The 23,575-nt window shown below is 40.7% G+C and carries 8 protein-coding genes and 1 riboswitch; all 8 genes read right to left on the bottom strand.

Annotated elements, in window-relative coordinates:
- Window positions 1-4 precede the first annotated feature (4 nt).
- The 8 genes from KO521_RS02400 to KO521_RS02365 all read right to left on the bottom strand — a co-directional run bounded on the left by KO521_RS02400 (window position 5) and on the right by KO521_RS02365 (window position 23,562).
- The gene (locus KO521_RS02400; protein WP_215938307.1) at window positions 5-775 is read right to left on the bottom strand and encodes a thiazole synthase; all 771 of its coding nucleotides are present in this window, start codon (window positions 773-775) and stop codon (window positions 5-7) included.
- Between the two features lie 2 nt (window positions 776-777).
- Window positions 778-1,431: a thiamine phosphate synthase gene (gene thiE / locus KO521_RS02395; protein ID WP_215938306.1), complete on the bottom strand. Its 654-nt coding sequence runs from the start codon at window positions 1,429-1,431 to the stop codon at window positions 778-780.
- A complete protein-coding gene (locus tag KO521_RS02390; RefSeq protein ID WP_215938305.1) occupies window positions 1,428-2,027 on the bottom strand; it encodes a thiamine phosphate synthase in 600 nt (199 codons plus the stop codon). Before KO521_RS02390 ends, thiE begins: the two co-directional genes overlap by 4 nt.
- Window positions 2,028-2,043: 16 nt before the next feature.
- Window positions 2,044-3,903: a phosphomethylpyrimidine synthase ThiC gene (thiC, locus tag KO521_RS02385; RefSeq protein WP_215938304.1), complete on the bottom strand. Its 1,860-nt coding sequence runs from the start codon at window positions 3,901-3,903 to the stop codon at window positions 2,044-2,046.
- 100 nt (window positions 3,904-4,003) lie between these two features.
- On the bottom strand, window positions 4,004-4,207 hold the full coding sequence (gene thiS, locus KO521_RS02380; RefSeq protein ID WP_215938303.1) for a sulfur carrier protein ThiS: 204 nt from the start codon (window positions 4,205-4,207) through the stop codon (window positions 4,004-4,006).
- A 114-nt stretch (window positions 4,208-4,321) separates the two neighbouring features.
- A riboswitch (TPP riboswitch) is annotated at window positions 4,322-4,419 on the bottom strand.
- 265 nt (window positions 4,420-4,684) lie between these two features.
- A complete protein-coding gene (locus tag KO521_RS02375) occupies window positions 4,685-5,617 on the bottom strand; it encodes a PorP/SprF family type IX secretion system membrane protein (RefSeq protein ID WP_215938302.1) in 933 nt (310 codons plus the stop codon).
- Between the two features lie 26 nt (window positions 5,618-5,643).
- Window positions 5,644-20,847: an Ig-like domain-containing protein gene (locus tag KO521_RS02370; protein ID WP_215938301.1), complete on the bottom strand. Its 15,204-nt coding sequence runs from the start codon at window positions 20,845-20,847 to the stop codon at window positions 5,644-5,646.
- 777 nt (window positions 20,848-21,624) lie between these two features.
- Entirely contained in the window at window positions 21,625-23,562 is a 1,938-nt protein-coding gene (locus KO521_RS02365) for an OmpA family protein (RefSeq protein WP_215938300.1), read from the bottom strand.
- Window positions 23,563-23,575: the final 13 nt, after the last annotated feature.

Genomic DNA, 23,575 nt, shown 5'->3' with positions numbered 1-23,575 from the left:
TGAGCTAGTTTAAAAATGAAGTCAACGGACTACTTGCTTCTGCCACTTCTTTCATTGGTGCCAGTTTAGCTCGGTAGGCCATCCGACCTGCCTCTACCGCCATTTTAAACGCTATTCCCATTTCAACCGGACTTTGGGAAACTGCTATGGCCGTGTTCACCAAAACTGCATCCGCACCCAATTCCATGGCATAAGCGGAATGAGACGGCGCACCAATACCGGCATCTACAATAACTGGCACATTACTTTGTTCAATAATTATCTTAAGAAAATCATCTGTTTTTAAACCTTTATTACTCCCTATAGGCGCACCCAAAGGCATTACACATTGTACACCCACATCTTCCAAACGTTTGCACAATACCGGGTCTGCATGAATATAAGGCATCACTACAAAACCTAGTTTCACCAATTCTTCGGCAGCTTTTAGGGTTTCAATAGGGTCTGGCAATAGATATCTTGGGTCAGGATGAATTTCTAATTTCATCCAATTGGTTTCTAAAGCCTCACGTGCCAATTGTGCCGCAAAAATAGCTTCCTTAGCTGTTCGTACTCCCGAAGTATTTGGCAAAAGATTAATATGTTCCGCATTTAAGCTTTGTAGCATATCATCTGACTTGTTCTCTACCTCTACTCTTTTAAGCGCAACGGTAACCAATTCACTTTCCGAAGCCAAGATAGCTTCCCGCATTTTTTGGGAACTCGAAAACTTGCCCGTACCCGTAAATAGTCTTGAATTGAAAGTCTTATCCGCTATTTGAAGTGCATCTGCCATATCTAAAAATTTGTTTCTCTATTCCACAGCTGTTCGTTCGTAGAAGGTGCTTTTAAAAGTTTATGAAAAGTGTTTATTTTATTAAAATCTTTAGTGATTTCACCTGATGCTGCAATTCCATAAACTCCGGTTTTTAAAATTTCCGGTACATCATCTAAGGTAATTCCACCAATGGCGATAATGGGCATATCACTTTTCAATTCTTCTACAATACTTTGATAACCGATAAGTGGGATAATAGGACTCAAATTTTCCTTTGTTGTCGTAAAACGGAAAGGCCCCAAACCAATATAATTAACACCCTTTTTCACCAAAGCCAAGCAATCATCTAGTGTATTTGCCGTACCTCCGATTATATAGTAATCACCAAGATGTTTTCGAGCAACAACTGGGTCAGCATCGGTTTTACCCAGATGCACTCCGTCAGCCTTTACTTCTTTTGCGATTTGATAGTGATCATTGATTATCAACCGTGTTTGAAAATGAGCCGTTATTTCACGTGCCTTTTCAGCAGTTTTAAGCACCACACTTTTCTTTACGTTCTTTAGTCGTAATTGCACGAGTTCAGCACCCGAAGTACAGGCTTTCTGAATGTTTTCCAGATGTTCTTCAGGTGTCTTTCCTTGAGATATGTAATGTAGTTTCGGTATATTCATCTTCTCTTATTTCTATAAAATTCTTGCATCACCTTAAAATTTTCAATAGGCGTCTTACTGTTCCAGATTCCTCCTAAAACTCCTACGCCTTGAAACCCTAATTTTTGAATTTCGGACAAGTTGTTTTTGGTTACCCCACCCATACCAATAATTTTTTTATCAATATGGTTTACATTAAATCCCCTACCCTCATATCCTTTCTTTGAAATGGATGAAAATACCGGACTCAATAAGTGGTAATCGAATTCAAAATCGCAAGCTTCTAACTCTTCTGGTTCATGAAAAGAAGAGCTAATGGTTTTTCCATACATACTAAGGTTACAAAAATACTGACCTGGATTGTCAATATTATCCCGCCTTTTCTGTTCCTGAAAATGAATACCTTTTAAGTTAAAGGTATTTACCAGTTTATGATGATGATGCACCACTATCTTATTGTGATACTTCTCTTCTATTAAATGCAAATAGTCGCAATATTGTTGCTGATCTTTATTAGGTTTTCTTAAATGATAATATTCCAACCCTTCCTTAAACAAACGATTAAGTATGTCTATTTCATTTGATGTATCTTCTTCAGGTGATATCAATATAATCATACTATAAAACTATGGACTACAAATATACTTCTGATCCTTTATCCTTGAATTCTTGCGATTTTTCATCCAACCCTTTTTGAATGACTTCATTATCTACAATATCATTAGCAGCCGCAAAATCACGAACTTCCTGAGATATTTTCATTGAACAGAATTTAGGTCCGCACATAGAACAAAAATGAGCAATTTTAGCACCATCCGCTGGTAAAGTCTCATCATGATATTCGCGCGCTAATTCCGGGTCTAGCCCCAAGTTAAACTGATCCTCCCAGCGGAACTCGAATCGGGCTTTGCTCAATGCATTATCCCTATGCTGTGCACCTGGATGTCCTTTTGCCAAATCCGCGGCATGGGCAGCTAATTTATAGGTAACCACACCTGTACGCACATCATCCTTATTTGGCAAACCTAAATGTTCTTTAGGCGTCACATAACACAACATAGCACAACCAAACCAACCAATCATAGCCGCACCAATACCTGAAGTAATATGATCATACCCTGGCGCAATATCGGTAGTTAAAGGGCCTAAAGTGTAAAATGGAGCTTCGTCACAAACCTCAATTTGTCTTTCCATATTCTCTTTAATCATGTGCATGGGCACGTGACCTGGACCTTCTATAAAACATTGTACTTCATGCTTCCTAGCAATCTTTGTCAATTCACCTAAAGTTTCCAATTCAGCAAACTGAGCTTCGTCATTGGCATCCGCAACCGAACCTGGTCGTAGACCATCTCCTAATGAAAAAGCAACATCGTACTGCTTTAGAATCTCGCAAATATCTTCAAAATGAGTATACAAAAAGCTTTCCTTATGATGCGCCAAACACCACTTTGCCATGATAGACCCGCCGCGGGAAACAATACCCGTAACGCGTTTCGCCGTCATGGGCACGTAACGTAACAAAACGCCTGCATGAATAGTGAAATAGTCTACACCTTGTTCTGCTTGTTCAATTAAAGTATCCCTAAAAATCTCCCACGTAAGGTCTTCTGCAACACCATTAACCTTTTCCAATGCTTGGTAGATAGGTACGGTACCCACGGGAACCGGTGAATTACGAATAATCCATTCTCGTGTTTCGTGAATATTTTGACCAGTTGAAAGGTCCATTATATTATCTGCTCCCCAACGACAAGCCCAAACTGCCTTTTCTACTTCCTGCTCTATTGAGGACGTAGTAGCCGAGTTGCCAATATTGGCATTAATTTTCACTAAGAAATTACGACCCAAAATCATGGGTTCCGCTTCTGGGTGGTTGATGTTTGATGGAATTACTGCACGTCCACGAGCCACTTCTTCCCTCACAAATTCCGGTGTAATTTTATCTGGAATTGCTGCACCAAAATGCTCGCCTTTATGCTGCTTGGTAATCTCCGTCATTTCATCTATTCGCTGATTTTCACGAATGGCAATGTATTCCATTTCAGGGGTAATTATACCCTGTTTGGCATAATGTAGTTGTGTTACATTCTTCCCCTTCTTAGCACGCAACGGCTTTTTTAAGAGTGAAAAACGCATATGATCTAGACTGTTATCGTTTAAACGCTCGTTACAATACTCCGAAGAAAAACTGTCTAGCTGCTCAACATCTCCTCGCCCTACAATCCACTGCTCCTTTATTCTTTCGATTCCGCTATGTACGTCAATTTTCTTTTCTGGATCGGTATATGGTCCTGAAGTATCGTAAACCGTGATAGATTCGTTTGGTTTTAACTTTCCTGTTAAAGAATCCTTGGTATCGCTCAATGCTATTTCTCGCATAGCGACATTAATCTCCGGATAAATCTTACCGCTTACATAGATTTTTTTTGAATTCGGAAAGGGCTGTCTGGTAATATGGTTTTGTTTTGGGGCAGTGTCTTTACTTTTCATTTTTTTCTGACTAGGAGTTTCAAGCTAGTTGCTTTTGACTCGTTTATATAGTTTTCTAAATTCAATTGATTTTTTGCTTTGCGCTAAAATTGTATTTCAATTACCCACCTTGAGCTGCCTGAATGACCAATACTTGATCTTGGTCTTTTAACTCTTGAGTTTGCCAATTATTTTTGGATACAATTTGTTCGTTTATAGCTACCGCAACACCATTTACAGAAGAATCAATTTGTTTTAAAAATTGATAAATGGTGGTATTAGAGTTGACCTCTAACCGCTTTTGGTTCATGTGAATAGTTATCATACAGTATAGATTTTATGCTGTAAGAATAGAAGTCTAGAAAAGGTCTTTGAAAAGAAAACACTCCTATAGAAAAAATAGAGTATTCTAATGAAAAGGCTGTAAACACCCATTTCGAGGTGTTATTCAACTTTTCCCTTCGACGGTACTAACCGCATCAGGTTCAAAGGGTATGTCTCAGTTCCTAATTTATTGGAACACCCCTAAAGCTTACTTTGCAAATGTAAAGAACGAAACTGTTATAGAACTAAAAAAACTCAAGAAGTTTGTTTTTTGGTAAACACTAGTACCTTCTGGATACTGCTACGGGCATCCTCCCAGATAAAGTACTTGTAAAAATAAATAGATTTGATGTTCAGATAATTAGCGAGATCCATGCCGATAGAGGGCCATTTGTGCCTTTTAGCCTATGAGACCATATTCATTTCGGCCAGCCACAGAAAATATATTTTATTTTTTCATGTCTTGACTGCTTGTCTATTAGAAGAATCTTGGGGTGATTACGCGTTTGTACCTGTTTAGGAACTCGAACCTGAGGAAAATCTCGAAAGACCCGTCGTTGAACCTCGTCGCTCCCAGGTCCGTGGTCTCCCTATCGTAGGCAAGGCCTACCATGAACTGGTCCGTTATCTGGAAACCGAACAGTGCGCTCACCGCGGCGTCCCATCTGTAGGCCGCTCCCAAGGAGAACTTGTCGTTCAAAAGGAAGTTCGCGCTCAGGTCTATCTGCAAAGGTGCTCCCTTGACCACCTTTACAAGCCCAGCAGGCTTGAACTTCAAACGGTCGTTCACATCGAAGACATACCCCGTGATGAAGTAGAAGTTCATACGCTCCTCGGCAAGAAACGAACTCGCGTTCGTGTTCGAATTGTCAAAATGCTCCGTCTGGAGGAAGTTGGGTACCGATAGCCCCGCATAGAAATGGTCCGTGTGGTAGTACACCCCCGCTCCGATGTTCGGCGAGAACTTGTTGTCTATGTTCGGCAGGTTGCTCTCCGCACCGTAGTTCCTCAACTTCGTGAAATCCACGTTAAGCAAATGGCCTCCGGCCTTTAGCCCGAACGAAAGCTTACCTTCGTCAGACGTTTTTACCGTGTACGAGAAGGCCGCATCAACGTAGGTGTCCTGGTTCGTGCCGTTACCGATTTCGTCATTGACGATGGAAAGGCCTAGACCTATCCTATTGGATACCGGCGTGTGGAAATTGAGCGTCTGCGTCGTAGGGGCGCCGTCTAGGCCCACCCACTGAGAACGGTGCAGCGCCGCTATACTGAACACCCCGCGGGAACCCGCATACGCTGGATTCACCGATATCGTGTTGTACATGTACTGCGTATACTGAGCGTCCTGCTGGGCATGTAGCAAAGTACTGCCAGCAAAGATCAACAAGAGTAAAGCAAAAAACTTTTTCATGATTATTCGGTTTTTGGGAACTTGTTTTATCTATTAATATACAGGTAACCTGATTTAGTTAAGTTTATCCCTTTGTTCTCATATTTAATCACATAGAAATACACGCCCACAGGTAGTTCTGACTCTTTACTGATTGTAGTTCTACCTTCGGAAGTACCATTGAATAAATTTGTAGTATTGTCATATCCTGACATTTCGTAAACGACTACACCCCAACGGTTATAGATCTGTACTGTATTGTTCGGATAGGACTCTATATTCTCAATCAAGAAAGAATCATTTGTACCGTCTCCATCTGGAGTGATAATCTCATTAGACACTGCAATACCGGAATCTACAACCTCAGGATTACAACCTGCATCAAGAGTTGGAACTCCGTTTAACGAGTCACAAGGATTCAATGGATCCGTCCCATCTATTATTTCTTGCCCATCAGGTATGGTATCGCCATCGGTATCGGTATCATAGGAATCGGTTCCGATCGCATCTTCCTGAGCAGTCGTTAATCCATCGCTATCACAATCGCTATCTGGCAACGCCGTACCACCTACATGGTCACAATCGTCTAATGGATTAGTGTCGTCCAATACTTCTTGACCATCTAAAATACCATCATCATCAGAATCAGAATCATTAGGATTCGTATCTAAAATAACTTCCTCTCCGTCTAAAAGTCCATCATTATCACTATCCGGATTATCGATATCCGTACCTAAGGCTACTTCTTCATCAGTTGTTAACCCGTCTTCGTCACAATCGCTATCTGCTAATGGATATCCATTTACAGAACTACAATCATCTAATGGATCTGTATTATCTACATTGACTTCCTGTCCGTCATTGATTCCGTCACCATCGGTATCAGGATTATTCGGATCAGTACCTAACGAAACTTCTTCGTTATCATTAATACCGTCATTATCCGTATCGACTGAAACGGTTACCGCTCCTGTTCCTGAATTTCCAGAAGGATCTGTAGCTGTAATATTAATTACATCTTGATCTACAAGAATTGGGAAGCTACCAGAATCGGGTGTTGCCGTTTCCGTATCTAAATTCCAATCGCCATTGGTATCGGTAGTAACCGTATAGGTAACATCAGGAATGTTATCTCCATCCGTATCCAACTCAATCACTAACGTTTCGTTCGCATTACCTTGTCCCGTTAATACCGGAGTAATATCTATAGTTGAATAACTATCGACCGTAGGATCTGTAAGGTCAAGTACAGCAGAATCAGTAGCACTATCAGGACCCACGTTGCCGGCAACATCTGTAATATTTGCAATTACATCTATTGTACCCATATCTCCAGGATTAGCAATTACTACATCGATAAATCCGTTTGTAATATCAGCCGCGTTCAACACAACATCTTGTGAGTTACCATTGCCATCTGTTATTGTAACCGTATCTCCAACTACTGCATCCGCTGGAAGTGAAACACGAGCATCTATGTCACCGACTAGTTCATCTTCACTGATCAAACCATCATTATTAGTATCTTCTGTAATTTCTACTGTCGGAGCTAATGGATCTGTAAGGTCCAATACCGCAGTATCCGTAGCACTATCAGGACCACCGTTACCTGCAACATCCGTAATATTTGCAGTTACATCTATAGTGCCTGCATCTCCAGGATTAGCGATTACTACATCGATAAATCCGTTTGTGATGTCAGTTGCAGTCAAAACTACATCTTGTGCATTTCCATTTCCGTCAGTAATCGTTACTGTGTCACCCGCTACAGCATCAGCAGGAAGTGAAACACGAGCATCAATATCACCCGTTAATTCATCTTCACTTATCAAACCATCATTATTAGTATCTTCTGTAATTTCTACTGTAGGAGCCAATGGATCTGTTAGGTCCAATACCGCAGTATCCGTAGCACTATCAGGACCCACATTACCGGCTACATCCGTAATATTTGCTGTTATAACTATAGTTCCTGCATCTCCAGGATTAGCGATTATTACATCGATAAATCCGTTTGTGATGTCAGTTGCAGTCAAAACTACATCTTGTGAATTTCCATTTCCGTCAGTAATCGTTACTGTGTCTCCTTCAACTGCATCCGCAGGAAGTGTAACTACAGCATCAATATCACTCGTTAATTCATCTTCACTGATCAAACCATCATTGTTGGTGTCTTCAGTTATTTCTACCGTTGGAGCAGTTGGAGCAGTTGTATCAAGTACAGCTGTATCAGTAACACTATCATCACCAACATTACCGGCAACATCTGTAATAAATGCTCCCAATACTATGGTACCTGCTTCACCAGGATTGACAATGACAACTTCTATAGAACCAGTTGCTATATCTGTCGCAGTCAGAATCACATCTTGCGAGTTTCCATTACCATCTGTAATGGTTACCGTATCACCAGCCTCCGCATCAACAGGTAGTATAATTACCGCATCGATATCCCCAGACAATTCACTTGCACCGATTAAACCGTCATTGTTTACATCTTCAGCAATTTCCACTAGTGGCGCACTTGGAGCCGAAATATCCATCAATGCCGTATCTGTAGCACTATCAGGTCCCACATTACCTGCAACATCCGTAAGGTTAGCGGTTACAACTATAGTGTTTCCATCACCAGGATTAGCGATTATAACATCAATAAAACCGTTAGCTACATCTGCTGCGGTCAATACCACATCTTGTGAGTTACTATTACCATCGGTAACCGTAACCATGTCTCCTTCAAAAGTTGGTCCCACTAAAGTAACACGAGCATCTATATCGCCCGTTAATTCAGTTTCACTAATGATACCGTCATTGTTTGTGTCTTCGGTAATCTCTACCGTTGGTGCACTAGGATCGGTAAGATCAAATAATGCATTATCTGTATTACTATCAGGACCCACATTACCGGCTACGTCTGTTACGTTGGCAGTGACATTAATTGTACTACCATCTCCCGGATTAGGAATTACAACAATAATAAATCCATTGGTAGCTTCAGCTGCCGTAAGTATTACATCTTGAGAGTTTCCATTACCATCTGTTATGGTCACCGTATCACCTGCAGCAATATTACTTGGCAGTGATACTACGGCTTGAATATCACCATTTAATTCATCTTCGTTAATTAACTCATCATCATTACTATCATCTGCAATAATTACCGTAGGCGCACCAGGATCGGTAAGATCTAGTGCTGCAGTATCCGTGGCACTATCAGGACCAACATTACCCGCAATATCTGTTATATTAGCAGTTACCACAATAGTACCCATATCACCGGGATTGGCAATAACAACATCTACATATCCATCAGATATATTTGCTGCCGTAAGCACTACATCTTGGGAGTTTCCATTACCATCCGTAATGGTCACGGTATCGCCTGCAACTGCATCGGCAGGTAGCGTTATACGGGCATCAATATCACCTACAAGTTCATCTTCATTTATTAATCCGTCATCGTTAACATCTTCAGTAATAACCACTGTCGGCGCTAATGGAGCGGTTGTATCAAGTACTGCAGTATCAGTAGCACTATCAGGACCAACATTACCCGCAATATCCGTTAGGTTAGCAGTTAAAACAATAGTACCGTTTTCACCGGGGTTGACAATCACCACATCTATAGTACCCGTTACAACATCTGTTGCCGTAAGTATTATATCAAGAGAATTTCCATTGCCATCGGTTACCGTAACCGTATCACCTGCAACTGCACCAGCAGGAAGTGTTACCACAGCATCTAAATCACCTACTAATTCATCTCCATTGATTAATTCATCATCATTTACATCTTCGGTAATTTCTATTGTAGGAGCTAATGGATCTGTAAGATCAAGTACTGCCGTATCTGTAGCACTATCAGGACCAACATTACCGGCAACATCTGTAAGGTTCGCAGTTACCACAATTGTAGCTGTATCACCAGGGTTTGCGATTATTACATCAACAAATCCGTTTGTAATATCAGTTGCGCTCAAAATCACATCTTGTGAATTGCCATTACCATCGGTAACGGTAACGGTATCGCCCGCAACTGCATCAGCAGGTAGCGTTACTCTTGCATCGATATCACCTACAAGTTCATCTTCATTTATTAATCCGTCATCGTTAACATCTTCTATAATAACCACTGTTGGTGCCAATGGAGCAGTTGTATCAAGTACTGCAGTATCTGTAGCACTATCTGCACTTGTATTACCGGCAACATCTGTAATATTCGCTGTTACTACTATAGTTCCATTTTCACCAGGGTTGGCGATTATAACGGTTATATCCCCATTACTAATATCAGTTGCAGTAAGCACTACGTCTTGTGAATTTCCATTACCATCTGTAATAGTTACCGTATCACCAGCAACAGCATCTGCAGGTAGCGTTACTACTGCATTAATAGGTCCAGTAAGTTCAGAATCACTAATTAAAGCATCATTATTGGTGTCTTCAGTAATTTCTACTGTTGGAGCTATTGGAGCCGTGGTATCTATGGTCAACTCTAAAGTTGTAACATCAACTGTACTATTACCTGCTGCATCTGTACTCGTTACCACAACTTCATTTGTACCGTTTACATTTGGGGCAAAAGTTCCACTATCCGGAACAACGGTTTCAGTATCTAAAGTCCAGTTGCCCGAAGCATCTGCCACAGTTGTAAATATTGCACCACCAACCTCTACTGTTACCGTAGAATTCGCTTCTGCAGTTCCTGTAAGAACGGGTGTCGTATCATTTGTAACTTGACTCTCTACAGTAGGTATCGCAGGGTTTGTAGTATCAATGGTCAACTCTAAAGTTGTAACATCATCTGTACTATTTCCAGCAGCATCTGTACTCGTTACCTCCACTTCATTAGTACCATTTACATTTGGTGTAAATATTCCACTATCCGGAGTTGCCGTTTCCGTATTAATTGTCCAGTTGCCTGAAGCATCTGCAATAGTTGTATATGTTGCACCATCAACTACTACCGTTACCGTAGAATTCGCTTCTGCAGTTCCTGTAAGCACAGGAGTTGTATCATTTGTAATTTGACTATCAACAGTAGGAATAGCAGGCGGAGTAACATCTACCGTAAGCAAAGCACTAGCTGAAGTTAAAGGAGAACATACAAAACTAGTCTCTGTAATTATCGCTCTATATTCATAACCGTCTTCTGTTGGTGTTACACCTGTTAATGTAAGTGTCTCCGTACTACTACCAGAATAAATATCGGTTGCGTTGGCATCATCTATATCAACAAAGCCACCACCCAATTGGTCATCTACTTGCCATTGATACAGTAAATCCGTACCTGTAGCAGTTGCCGTAAATGTCTCTGGAGCGCTTCCATTTGTTATTACATCTTGAGGTTGTTCTGCCGCAGCGGCTATAGTTGGTACCACACCTGGTTGTTGAAAATCGAATTCAGTATCCGTTGCACTATCTTCATTATTAGGAGTTGTATATCCGTCTACAACAGTAGTACCGGTACCGGTAACGATACCATTTGCATCAACAACGGTAGCACCATCACCCAAGATTCCGTCTCCGTTAGAATCTGTGAATCCAGCTTCAATAACATCATTACATGCATCGCCATCAGCATCCAACTCTAAGAAATCAAAGATTCCATCAGGTGTAGCTTCAGAATCGGAAACCGTATAATTTATAGTTCCACTATTTTGCTGACCACTTGCCTGTACTGTATTGGGAATACCATCTGTACCTACCGCACCATCTACTACACCAGCTGTAAACGCTTGGTCACTACCAGATTCTACCACATCATAAATACCATCATTATCGGCATCTAAATCAAAGTGATTCGGAACACCATCGCCGTCGGCATCGAAAATATCCACAATACCATCAGCGTTGACATCAGCACCTAAATCCGTATCTCTATAATTTAGTATTCCATCTGAATCATCATCGGCACTAGGATCAGTTCCGGATGTTTCATCCGTATCTAAAATACCATCATTATCATCATCTAAATCAATAGAATCTGCAATTCCGTCTAAATCATTATCATCAATACCAACTTCACGGTAATCGACTTCTGGCGTTGTTGTTTTTGCTATGTTGGGTAAATCCGAAGCTCCATTGTCTTGATCATCATTGGTATCATAAAGAGCATCTGGTGTGTTAACATCATCATAATCATTTAAAAGACCATCACCATCATTATCTAAATTGTTTGATGCCAAAGTGAAACCAGCTTCAACCCTATCGTTTAAACCATCTTCATCTGAATCTAAATCTAAATAATCCGGAATTCCATCAAGGTCTGTATCAATAGCCGTTAAACCTTCGTTACCTGTACCTTCATATGGATTTCCCAACCCATCGGTATCGCTATCAACCGTTCCTCTAGGAATGTATGATGAAGTAAGTTGCGCCTCTACATTATCTGGAATACCATCATTATCAGAATCAATATCCAAATGATCTTCAATACCATCATTGTCACTATCTATGCCTTGGTATATCGTATACTTTGGTGAAGAACCACCACCAGATGCCGTTCCTGTAAGACTATTTCCTGAAGTTGTATTCGTAGGAGTGAATAATCCATTGATATCACAAGTTTGGAATAAAATAGATCCTAAATAATCTTGTGTAGCAAAACCTGTCTGTAACTGACCGGTAAAGGTTAAGTTAAGGTTTGTAGTTTCATAATAATTAAAGTATGCTGCTAACCTAGGACCAAAATCAACTCCCGGCCAAGTTTCGGCAGGACCTTCGAACGTTGCCGTACCCGTAGCTAGATTTTCTGATACCGTAAGTAATGAATTACTATCTACAGCATATAGACCTGGTCGTGTAAGTGTAACACTCTCTTTCGTATTTGCACCATCAATATCATAAATGACACCACCAAAACGAATTAGATTGACTTGAAAATCAGTACCAGTAGCTACCAAACGTATATTAAATGATATACTACCCTCTTCACCAGCAGCACTAGTACCATCGCCAACGTCAAAGGTAGGCTGCCAAGCCTCATTACTACTTCCTGCCGGAAATGCATCTATAGAAGTTAAGGTTGCATTATCAATATCAGTAATTGTAACAATGGCATCTAAAACACCTAAAGATGATGTAACTACTGTTGAGAATCTATATTCTGCATTTAGAGTACCTGCACCAGAACCTGTAGCAGGTATATAGGTGCCGCCAATAAATGAACCTGCCGGTATACCACATGCATCTCCTTGCGTATCTGTTGGTTGGAAACCTAAAGACTCTACGTAATCTAAAATGCCATCATTGTCATTATCAATATCAACAAGATTGTCAACCCCATCACCATCTGTATCAATTGGGTCTAAATGCACATTTGCATCTCTAAAATCGACCTCACTTGTAAAGGGATCTTGAGTATTTAAGAAAGTTGTAACATCTTGACCATTATTCGTTGCTCCGTTTGCATCTGCGATACCGTTTGGTCCCGAAATACTTAAATCGTAAGCATCATCAAGTCCGTCATTATCAGCATCTGTTCCAGAAGGCACAACATCTGCAGTTAAGTCATCATTATAATCATACACTTCTGTAGTATCATCCAAACCATCATTATCAGCATCTGTATCTCTAAAATCTGGCATATCTTGACCATCTGAATTTTCAGGTTCATTAATTGATACTCCTGAACCTGCAGGGGCAACTTCATAATTATCAGCTAAACCATTTCCATCAGAATCTGAAGATGGAAAAAGGTGACCAGACGTTGATTGCCATTCTATATTATCAATGATCCCATCGGCATCACTATCTAAATCCAAGTAGTCTGGACGACCATCTAAATCTGTATCTTCCGGTATAGTTGTTAAGCTTCCGCCACTATCTATATCAAAAGCATCATCTATACCATCATTATCAGCATCATTACCTGTTAATTGAACTAAGGCAGCATCTGTTTGCCCTTCCACTAAATCTCTGATACCATCATTATCAGAATCGATATCTAAATAATCTGGACCAGCAGTACCATCAGAATTTACAGGAGCTGCTGTTACGCCTGCACCATCAACACCTCCATCTTCTAAAATATCTGGAATACCGTTAGTACCTACTCCACTTTCAGAGCTATCTATATATCCATTACCATTGGTATCTAGACTTCCATTACCTGTTTCAACAAGATCTGGAATACCATCGTTATCACTGTCTAAATCTAAACTATCCGAAATGCCATCACCATCAAAATCACCAGTTCCTTCAACAGCATCTGGAATACCATCATTATCGTCATCGTCATCACAGGCATCTGGAAGAGCATCACCATCGGCATTTATAGCATCATCAAAACCTTCACATGCATCTAATGAATTTTGCACACCGTCACCATCACAATCACTTGTTGGTAAAGGAATACCACCTATAGAATCACAATCATTTAATGGATCTGTACCGTCCGTATCTTCTTGACCGTCATCAATACCATCACCATCAGAATCTGGATTATAAGGATCTGTGCCATTGGTAACTTCCGTACCATTTATAATAGAATCACCATCACAATCTGCTGCCGCCCAAATTGGGTTTGTAGCATCGTAACCTATGTAACCAGCTGCTTGAACTGGATCACAAGGGTCTAACGGGTCTGAGTCAATATCATCTGGAACTCCGTCACCATCTGTATCAGTACTATATGGGTCCGTACTATTAGTCACTTCTGTACCATTAGTTACGCCGTCATTATCACAATCTGCCGCTGCCCAAATAGCATTGCTGGCATCATAACTTGAATAACCTGGAGCTTGTGCCGGGTCACAAGGATCTAACGGATCATTGTCTACATCATCCTGAACTCCGTCACCATCTGTATCTATATTATATGGATCAGTACCAAAAGTATCTTCTGTACCATTGGTAACATTGTCACCATCACAATCTGCCGCTGCCCAAATAGCATTGCTGGCATCATAACCTGTGTAACCGGCAGCTTGTACTGGGTCACAAGGATCTAATGGGTCTGCATCTATATTATCGGGAACTCCATCGCCATCTGTATCTGAACTATAAGGGTCTGTTCCGTTGGTCGCTTCTGTACTATTGATTACTCCGTCGCCATCACAATCTGCAGCTGCCCAAATAGCATTACTGGCATCATAACCCGTATAACCAGGAGCTTGTACTGGATCACAAGGGTCTATTGCATCGGAATCCGTATTATCCGGAACACCATCACCATCCGTATCCGTATTATAAGGATCCGTACCATTCGTAGCTTCCGTACCATTTATAACTCCGTCACCGTCACAATCTGCCGCTGCCCAAATAGCATTACCGACGTCATAACCGGTATACCCTGCTGCTTGAACCGGATCACAAGGGGCTAAAGGATCTGTATCTGTATTATCCGGAACTCCGTCACCATCCGTATCTGAACTATACGGGTCAGTACCATTTGTGTTTTCCGTACTATTCAAAACGCCATCACTGTCACAATCTGCCGCTGCCCAAATAGTATTGCTGGCATCATAACCTGTATACCCTGCTACTTGTACTGGATCACAAGGGTCTAATGGATCAGTATCTGTATTATCCGGAACACCGTCGCCATCGGTATCGGTATTATAAGGATCGGTACCATTGGTCACTTCTGTACCATTTAAAACTCCATCACCATCACAATCTGCCGCTGCCCAAATAGCATTGCTGGCATCATAACCTGTGTAACCGGCAGCTTGTACTGGGTCACAAGGGTCTAGCGCATTTGTATCTGTATTATCCGGTACACCATCACCATCGGTATCCGTGCTATAAGGATCGGTACCATTGGTCGCTTCCGTACCATTTAAAACGCCGTCGCCATCACAATCCGCCGCTGCCCAAATAGCATTGCTAGCATCATAACCAGTATAACCTGCAGCTTGTACTGGATCACAAGGGTCTAGCGCATCGCTGTCAACGTCATCTTGAACACCATCGCCATCTGTATCTGTATTAAATGGATCGGTACCATTAGTAACTTCCGTACCATTATCAACATTATCTCCATCACAATCTTCGGCAGCCCAAACTGCATAATTCTCGTCGCTTGGAGCACGAACCGTTGGTACGGTAACCTCACAAGGGTCTGAAGGATCTGTACCATTGGTTACTTCAAATCCGTTGGTTTCGCCATCACCATCACAATCCAAATCATTCCAACTTGCTTCTACATTCGCTACGACTTGATTTGTACTATATACACAAGGATTTAAAGGATCAGTATCCGTTACATCCGGATCACCATCACCATCATCGTCTAAATCACAAATACCGACTAAACCATCTCCGTCTAAATCTAAATCTTCAGTAATTACCGCACTTACAGCACCTGTAGTATAGGCTGCTGCAGCCACTAATCCGTTAGCTAATATCTTTCCTGAACCATCACTTACCGTTGCAGTATCTGCATCATTATATTCTGAACCATCACCGTTATCGGCAGTATTACTTTCGTATGCTTCGTTCGCATCTGAACAAGTATCACCATCACTATCTACATTAAGAAAATCTGGAGTACCCGCTGTTGTTTCCGTTGGAATTGTACCTGTACCTGCTGTATCAGGAATACCATCCGTACTAATGGCACCATCTGCAATACCATTGGCATCTGCATCTGTACCTCCTGATTCTAAAACATCATAAATTCCGTCATTATCACTATCTAAATCAAGGGAATTTGCTACCCCATCATTATCATTATCACAATCTAAAACCGATCTAAAGGCAAAACCTTCATTTACGTGGTTTGCACTAGAATTTATAGTACCATCAGCAAAATAACCTATATCCATCGGGAAAGTTATTCCAGTACTGGTATCGATCAATAAAGACCATTGCGAATCTGGCACCAATCTAGAAAGTCCCGCTGCATCTGGCGCTACTTGAAAAGGAGTACCAGAAGTTATAACTGCACCATTACCTAAATCTGTTTCTCCAAGAGGATCAGAAAGCACAGCGGTGCCACCACCTGGCCATGTAATGGTTACCGTTTTATCTGCATTTTGAATGCCACCAACAGCACTGTTAGGCTCAAAAGAAGAAACACGAATTGCATTTTGTACTGCATTTACAGGCTCTTGTAAAGTAAGTATCATTTCAACGGTTGGATCCGTACCTTGATTCCATCTTACTTGTAAACCATTATCGGCAGCACCGGTTTTGTCTAAAATATTATATTCAGTAGATGTAATAGTAAACTGTTGACTTACCCCATTACCATTATTATATTCTCCTGTTAGCAATAGCGTATCATCCCCCGTTAAAACCGAACCTTTTGCCGGTGTACATTCTAAGTCATTCGCTATACCATCATTATCATTATCTTCGTCACACGCATCACCTATACCATCGCCATCCGCATCATTATATAATGGATGATTTGATGAACATTCAGAACATGCATCTGATTGTTGTAAATTATCTATGGATGTACCGATACCCTGAGAAGCTCCACCAGGAATTCCCGCGGCATCTGCAGTTGCGGTTAATCTAAAACTACCGTCAATATCATCATAATCATAGCTTGCCGCACCGTCTAGAGCATCTGGACAACCATCATTATCACTGTCCAAATCTAAATGATCATAAATACCATCATTATCAGTATCTAAATTATAAGGACATAAAATATTAACTCTCCACCCAATATTATCTGCATTAGCCGCATCCATCTGGGTGATTACAATTTTGTCTATCGGTCTATCGATATTAAATCTAAAGTTGGCTTCTTGGGCTCCTCCGCCGATAATTGCGGCAATGGCATCACCAGTTACAGGATCATAAGATGCGCCAGTACCAACAGTACCAGTGGTTGCATAAATATCTGCATTGAACTGTACTTGAACTCCATTATTGAAAAATCTGATATTCTGACTTTCATTATAAGATCCCGAAGCATTTCTGGCCAAACTTCTTACATTGAATTCCGAAGACAATATAAGTTCAGAAAACACAATCTCCGTTGAAGTTCCCGAAACGGCAGAATTTGAATTACGCGATTGCATATCCACTTGTATACCGCCATCTGTATAATTGGGAGTGTTGGCAGCAAAACTTCCTGATTGGATCGTTGTGGTTACCACGGCAGATACGTTACTATCAAAATCTTTGATATACGCTACCAAATCACCATCATTACTATTCGCGGCAATTTCGTTGTAAGATGCATCTGTAAAATGAATATTGGTTGAGGAAACACCACAACCACTGTTGGACTCATCTACATCTAAAATACCGTCGTTATCATCATCTTCGTCACAAGCATCACCAACACCATCTGCATCAGCATCTGTAAACAACGGATGATTTGGAAGACATTCTGAACACGCACTTGATCTTGCCAACTTATCTAATGAAGTACCTCTACCTTGAGCAGTACCACTAGGTATACCATTGGCACCTATAGCTACCGTTAATCTAAGATCGCCATCTAAATCATCATAATCATAGCTGGCATCGCCTTCTAAAGCATCTGGGCAACCATCATTGTCACTATCTAAATCTTTGCAATCTACAATACCATCACCATCAGTATCTGTAGTGGATATTCTTGGAAATTCACCAATTTCCATTCTAAATTGTTGCGTACTAGGAACGATATTATCATCCCAATCCATATAAAAATAGGTAGTTCCATAACTCTCAGCCACTATTGGACTTGAGCCTCCACTACCATTTGCTTCTAAACTTGCATAACCAGAACCATCATCAGTTGTTACCAAAACATTAGCCGGAGTATCAGCATTTATATAATCTATTTGACTATTAGAAAGGTATGTTTCTATTTCACCTGTACTAAATGCAACACCTGCAAGTGCTTCTCGCCTAATATCAACTGGTTCTGAAAATTCTAAGATAAAGCCTGCATGACCACCCAATAAACTTCCTGAAGATGCACCCATGTAAAGTCTGGCATCATCCGGTTCATTTGAAACCGAAGTTATGGTAACCATAACACCTGCCAAATTCGCATTTAAGTTCCCCAGATCGAAGGTACCTATCAAGCCCCATTCATTATCGCTACCACTTCTACCCGACCAGTAGGTACTCCCAATTATTCTATTCCATTGAAAATCGATCCAGCTAATTGAAGTGTCTTGTGTACCAATAACCGATGCAGGTGGAGCAGCACATTCATCCGAATCTAAAATACCATCATTGTCATCATCCAAATCGCAACCATCCGGCACACCATCATTATCAATATCGACACTATCATCAAATCCTTCACAAAGATCAGAAGTATCCGGAATGCCATCATTGTCATCATCCAAATTTTCTATAGTAATTATTTCACTTGTGTCATCCGTAGATGAATTGGAATCTGTTTGATCTTGTGTGTTAGAAATTGTATTGGTAATACTTTTTGTCGGGAACGGAGCATCTATATCATCGGCAGAAGCGACAATAACTAATGATTGCTTTTCACCTTTGACCATATCACCTACATTCCAATTTGGAGCAGACCAATTACCTTTGCTTGGAGTTGCACTAATTAATGTTAAACCTGTTGGTAATTCATCAGTAATAACTAAACCAGTTGTATCATCTAATCCAAGGCTTTCTACAGTAATTGTAAAAGTTACCGTTTCTCCTTCTGATATTGTTGTCTTGTCTGAAGATTTGCTGATGAAAATGTCTGGATTACAGTAAAATACCTGAATTACATTAGAATTATAATCACATCCACTTTTAGATACATTTACATAATGTTCACCAATTTCAGTAGGAGTGTAACTTCCGCTATTAGCTCCAGGTATGGCAACTCCATCGTTAAACCATTGGTAAGTATCAAAATTTTCTGTAAGCGTAATAGTACTTCCTAAACATCCCGAACCTGAAATGGAGTAATCTACTACGGGTACTGTATCAAAACCGGAAAAGTATCCGCCAGTTCCTAGTGCACCACTAAAACCGACAACTCCAACAGCAATTGCTCCTGAAGATTGTACATAAATATTACCGGTTAAACCAGGGATATAAAAACTTTTCCAAGGTAATCCCGTAGCTGGTATAGCAGCAGGCAGTGTTACCGGAACACCATCAGCAGTTACAACAATATTAGCATCAGGTGTACTATTTGATGCCAAAATGGTTAACCCACCAGATATCGTTTTACCAGCTAAATCTTCAATGGTACTAATATTATTCACATTATCTGGAAGCAAACAATTTACAGGAGCTATAAAATTCATTCCAATTGTTGCTCCAGAATTACTACCAGCCAAACATTGGTAGGCATACACATTTTTTGATGTAGTAACGGTCATATTGTTACCCGCTGTACCGCCAGAATAATTTGACCCAGGAACTAAAAAATATTCCCCGTCATTTATAGTTGCAATGGGAGTTGTTGCCCCATTAACAAAAATATCTGTACCACTAGCTGTTCCTATTATTATAGGAAATTCTAAAGCATCTGTACCACCACCTCTAATAAAAACATATTCACGACCAATAATATCAATAGGCACTGGTTGATCTGTTCCTCCATCTTGAATATTAACGTTAGGAAGAACACCAAGTAAAATATGACCAACACTAATTGCTATATCCTTATCTGATATAATATCTGCACCTAACCACCCATACCTATTGGCGTCACCATTATTTCCTTCAACTTCCAATACATAAGATTCTCCTTTATTTAAAGTAATAGTAATCGTGTCATCGGTTAAGCCTGTATTATCATTTCCTAGTCGAAAAACACAATCAGGATCATAGTCTGAAACTGTAACTGTCGTATTATCTTCTGTAGCCATAATCCCTAAGGCCGCATTAAAAATATGTCGATCATGTAGAAAAGGAATTCCGCCCCATTTGAAATGCGTTCCCAATGCCGCTCTACCTTTTGATGTCAAAGAAACACCTTGTGAGTTACTATTTCCTCTATAGTTTGCATAAAATTTTTGACCACCAGGCGCCTCTAAACGTAAACCTGCCGTACTACTTACTAAACCAACTTCAGCATTAGGCAGTAATGTTATTCCATTCTCTTTTGTCGGTAATATATACGTGTAAGGTACTGTGTTTGAAACGGAAACCGTTGCAAGTGGAGTAATAGAGGTACCTACGTAAATATTAACATCAAATGGTATCGTTTCTGGAGTAGATAGGTATACGTATTGATCAATAATATAATTTTGGTTTGTCTCGGTAAGTGGCGGCATATAATGCAAATCACTTAATTGAGCGTAAGAACTGAGTGTGACAAATAGAAATACCACCACGGATAGTATTCTATTTTTTAAGTTTGAGGGCTTTATCTTCATCGGATTCTATTAAAGGCGTAATCTGCACACGGAAAACAGGTGGTTTTAGCTACTGATGTATTGACTCAGTGTTTTTAAGCAATAAATGTTGGTCATATTCCCCACTTTTATCAAAAAAATCTATAGGTAAAAAACGTTATTTCATACTTGCAAAACCGTTCAAATAAGACGTATACCTTGTTTTGTATAGCTAAATGAACCATAAGTGACTTTAAATGGTAAAAAGAATTTCTAAAAAGTAATTTTATACCTATTAACAATTCTAAAAAGCTGGCACCTTTTTCAAATTGAACTGTAGAAATGTTATTAAAGTCTACCTTTCCTAATTGATGCGTATTCAATGTATACTCTTTTATTGTTGATTATCTGATGGTCCTACTAATTATTAAATTATATTTTTTGTAGTCCTAATACTACATAAATATAGTTAATGTTCTTAAATATACTATCAGATAAAAATTATAAGTAGTTATTGTTGTGAGGCATATGCAAAATGTATGGGAAAGTGCATTTTTTGTATATCAAAATTAATTATGATAGTGTATTTTGTCGATTAACCCTTTAAAACAAAAGGTTTTGGAACAATACTATTTTTCTTTTTCAGTGATTATTTAAGTTTAAGAGGGTAGCCTATTTTTTTTCACCCTCTTCTTAAATGTGGGAAATATTTAAAAACCTAAAGCCCAATTTATCGCACAAAAAAAAGAGAAGGAGACTTGCTCCTTCCCTTTTTCACTATGTAGTTAATGGTCTGTTTCCTTTTCCTTTCGTTCCGCCCTATTTCACGACGATAAACTCCGAACGCCTGTTCAATTGATGCTGCTCTTTGGTACACGGTACCCCGTTGCTACAATCGTTCGTCAATTGCGTTTCACCGAATCCTTCAAAGGAAATACGGCTCTTGGCGACGCCCTGTTCCACTAAATATTCCGCGGTAGCCTTTGCCCTGTTGGCGGACAATCGCATATTGTACGCATCGTTCGCACGAGAATCCGTATGCGAACCTACCTGAATCTTCACCTTAGGATACTCGTTAAGATAGGCTATTACCTTGTTAAGACTAACACGGGCATCCTCCCTGATGAAATGCTTGTCGAAATCGAAATAAATCGGTTCGATGTTCAGGTACTTCGCAAGGTCCGTCCCGATAGGGGCTGATTTGTCCGTCTGTGCCAGAACCACTTCTATGCCTGTAGCATCTTTGGCGTTCACTGTAGCGAATATCTTGTTACCCTCATCATAATCCGTTTTTGATGCTACCACCTTGTACTTGCCATCCGCACAATCTCCTTCCAAGGCAAATGCACCGTTGGCATCCGTTTCGGAGCTGGCCACTAGATTCTTCTTGGTGTCATATACCTTGATGTTTGCATTTGCCAGTAAAGCTCCTGTCTCCTCATCCTTGACCACTCCTGTTATATTAGTATGGCAGGTAAAGTCCAAAGGTTCCTTTTCCAAAAAACTATAGATATCGTCGTTCCCTTGCCCCCCTTTTCGGTTCGAGGCGAAAAAACCCTTTCTGGTCCCTTCGTTCACGATATACGAGAAGTCGTCCTCCTCACCGTTCAAGGGTCTTCCCACGTTAAGCACCTTGCCGCTATCGTCGTTCAGGTCCGTTCCGAACACGTCAAGACCGCCAAGGCCGGGATGCCCGTCCGAGGAGAAATATAAAATGTCCGATTCTGTTACAAAAGGAAAGGTCTCCCTGGCCTCTGTATTGATCTGTGGACCAAGGTTCTGTGGTGCACCGAACGTACCGTCATCGTTTATCTCTACAGAAAAAATATCCGACTCCCCGGCCGTTCCCGGCATATCAGAGGCGAAATACAGTTTTGTCTCGTCGTTGTTCAAGGTAGGGTGTGCTACCGAATAACTGTCTCCGTTAAAGGGTAGTTCCACAATATTGCCCCACTCTTCCCCTATAAGGTCGGCCCTGAATATCTTCAGTCTGCTTATCCCTTCCTCGTCCCTTGAGAATTTACCGTTCACGGAATTGTTGCGCGTAAAATACATGGTCTGCCCGTCCTTAGTGAAGGCCGTAGAGGATTCATGGGTTTTCTTGTTCAGTTTCCTGTCCAGTTTGTCCAACGCCGTGAAGTTCCCCTGGTCGTCGCCGGTGGCCTTGTACAAGTTTAAAAAAGCACCGTTGTTCCATCTATGGATGTTCTTCGATATCAGCCCGCTGTCACGTGCCGTTGAAAAGACCAAATCCTTTCCGTAGAAAGAAGGCGCAAAATCCGATACCTTGGAGTTCAGCCCCAGGTTCTTCAGTTCGTACCTCCCCGAACGCTCTTCTATCTTCTCCAGGTAATCCTCATTGTTTCCAAATGCTAGCGCACGTTGGTCGTTGGACATCGCAGACTTGAACTTGTTCATCCAAACATCCGATGCATCGTACTTTTCCAAGGACTTCAACGTTTGTGCATAACGGTACATGTATTCCGGGTCTATATCCGTTATCCCCAATTGAAACAATTGGCCGTACCAATTGGAAGCCTCCCCGTAGTTCGCGTTAAGGTAGTTAGCGTTGCCCAAATTCTTGAAAATTTCCTCTTCCGTATAGCCGTCCTCTACAAGGTCCTCATAGGACTGTATTGCGGAGGCATAGGAATAGTTCGTGAACTTCGTATCTGCTTTTTTTATCTTTTTTTCCTGCGCTTGTGATACCATGGCCATCAATGCCAGACCACAGAATATATATCTTGTTTTTTTCATGTCTTGTCCGTTT

Source organism: Zobellia uliginosa (assembly GCF_018860745.1).
In the GTDB taxonomy this organism is placed as follows: domain Bacteria; phylum Bacteroidota; class Bacteroidia; order Flavobacteriales; family Flavobacteriaceae; genus Zobellia; species Zobellia uliginosa_B.
This window is presented reverse-complemented; position numbering and strand designations above follow the sequence as displayed.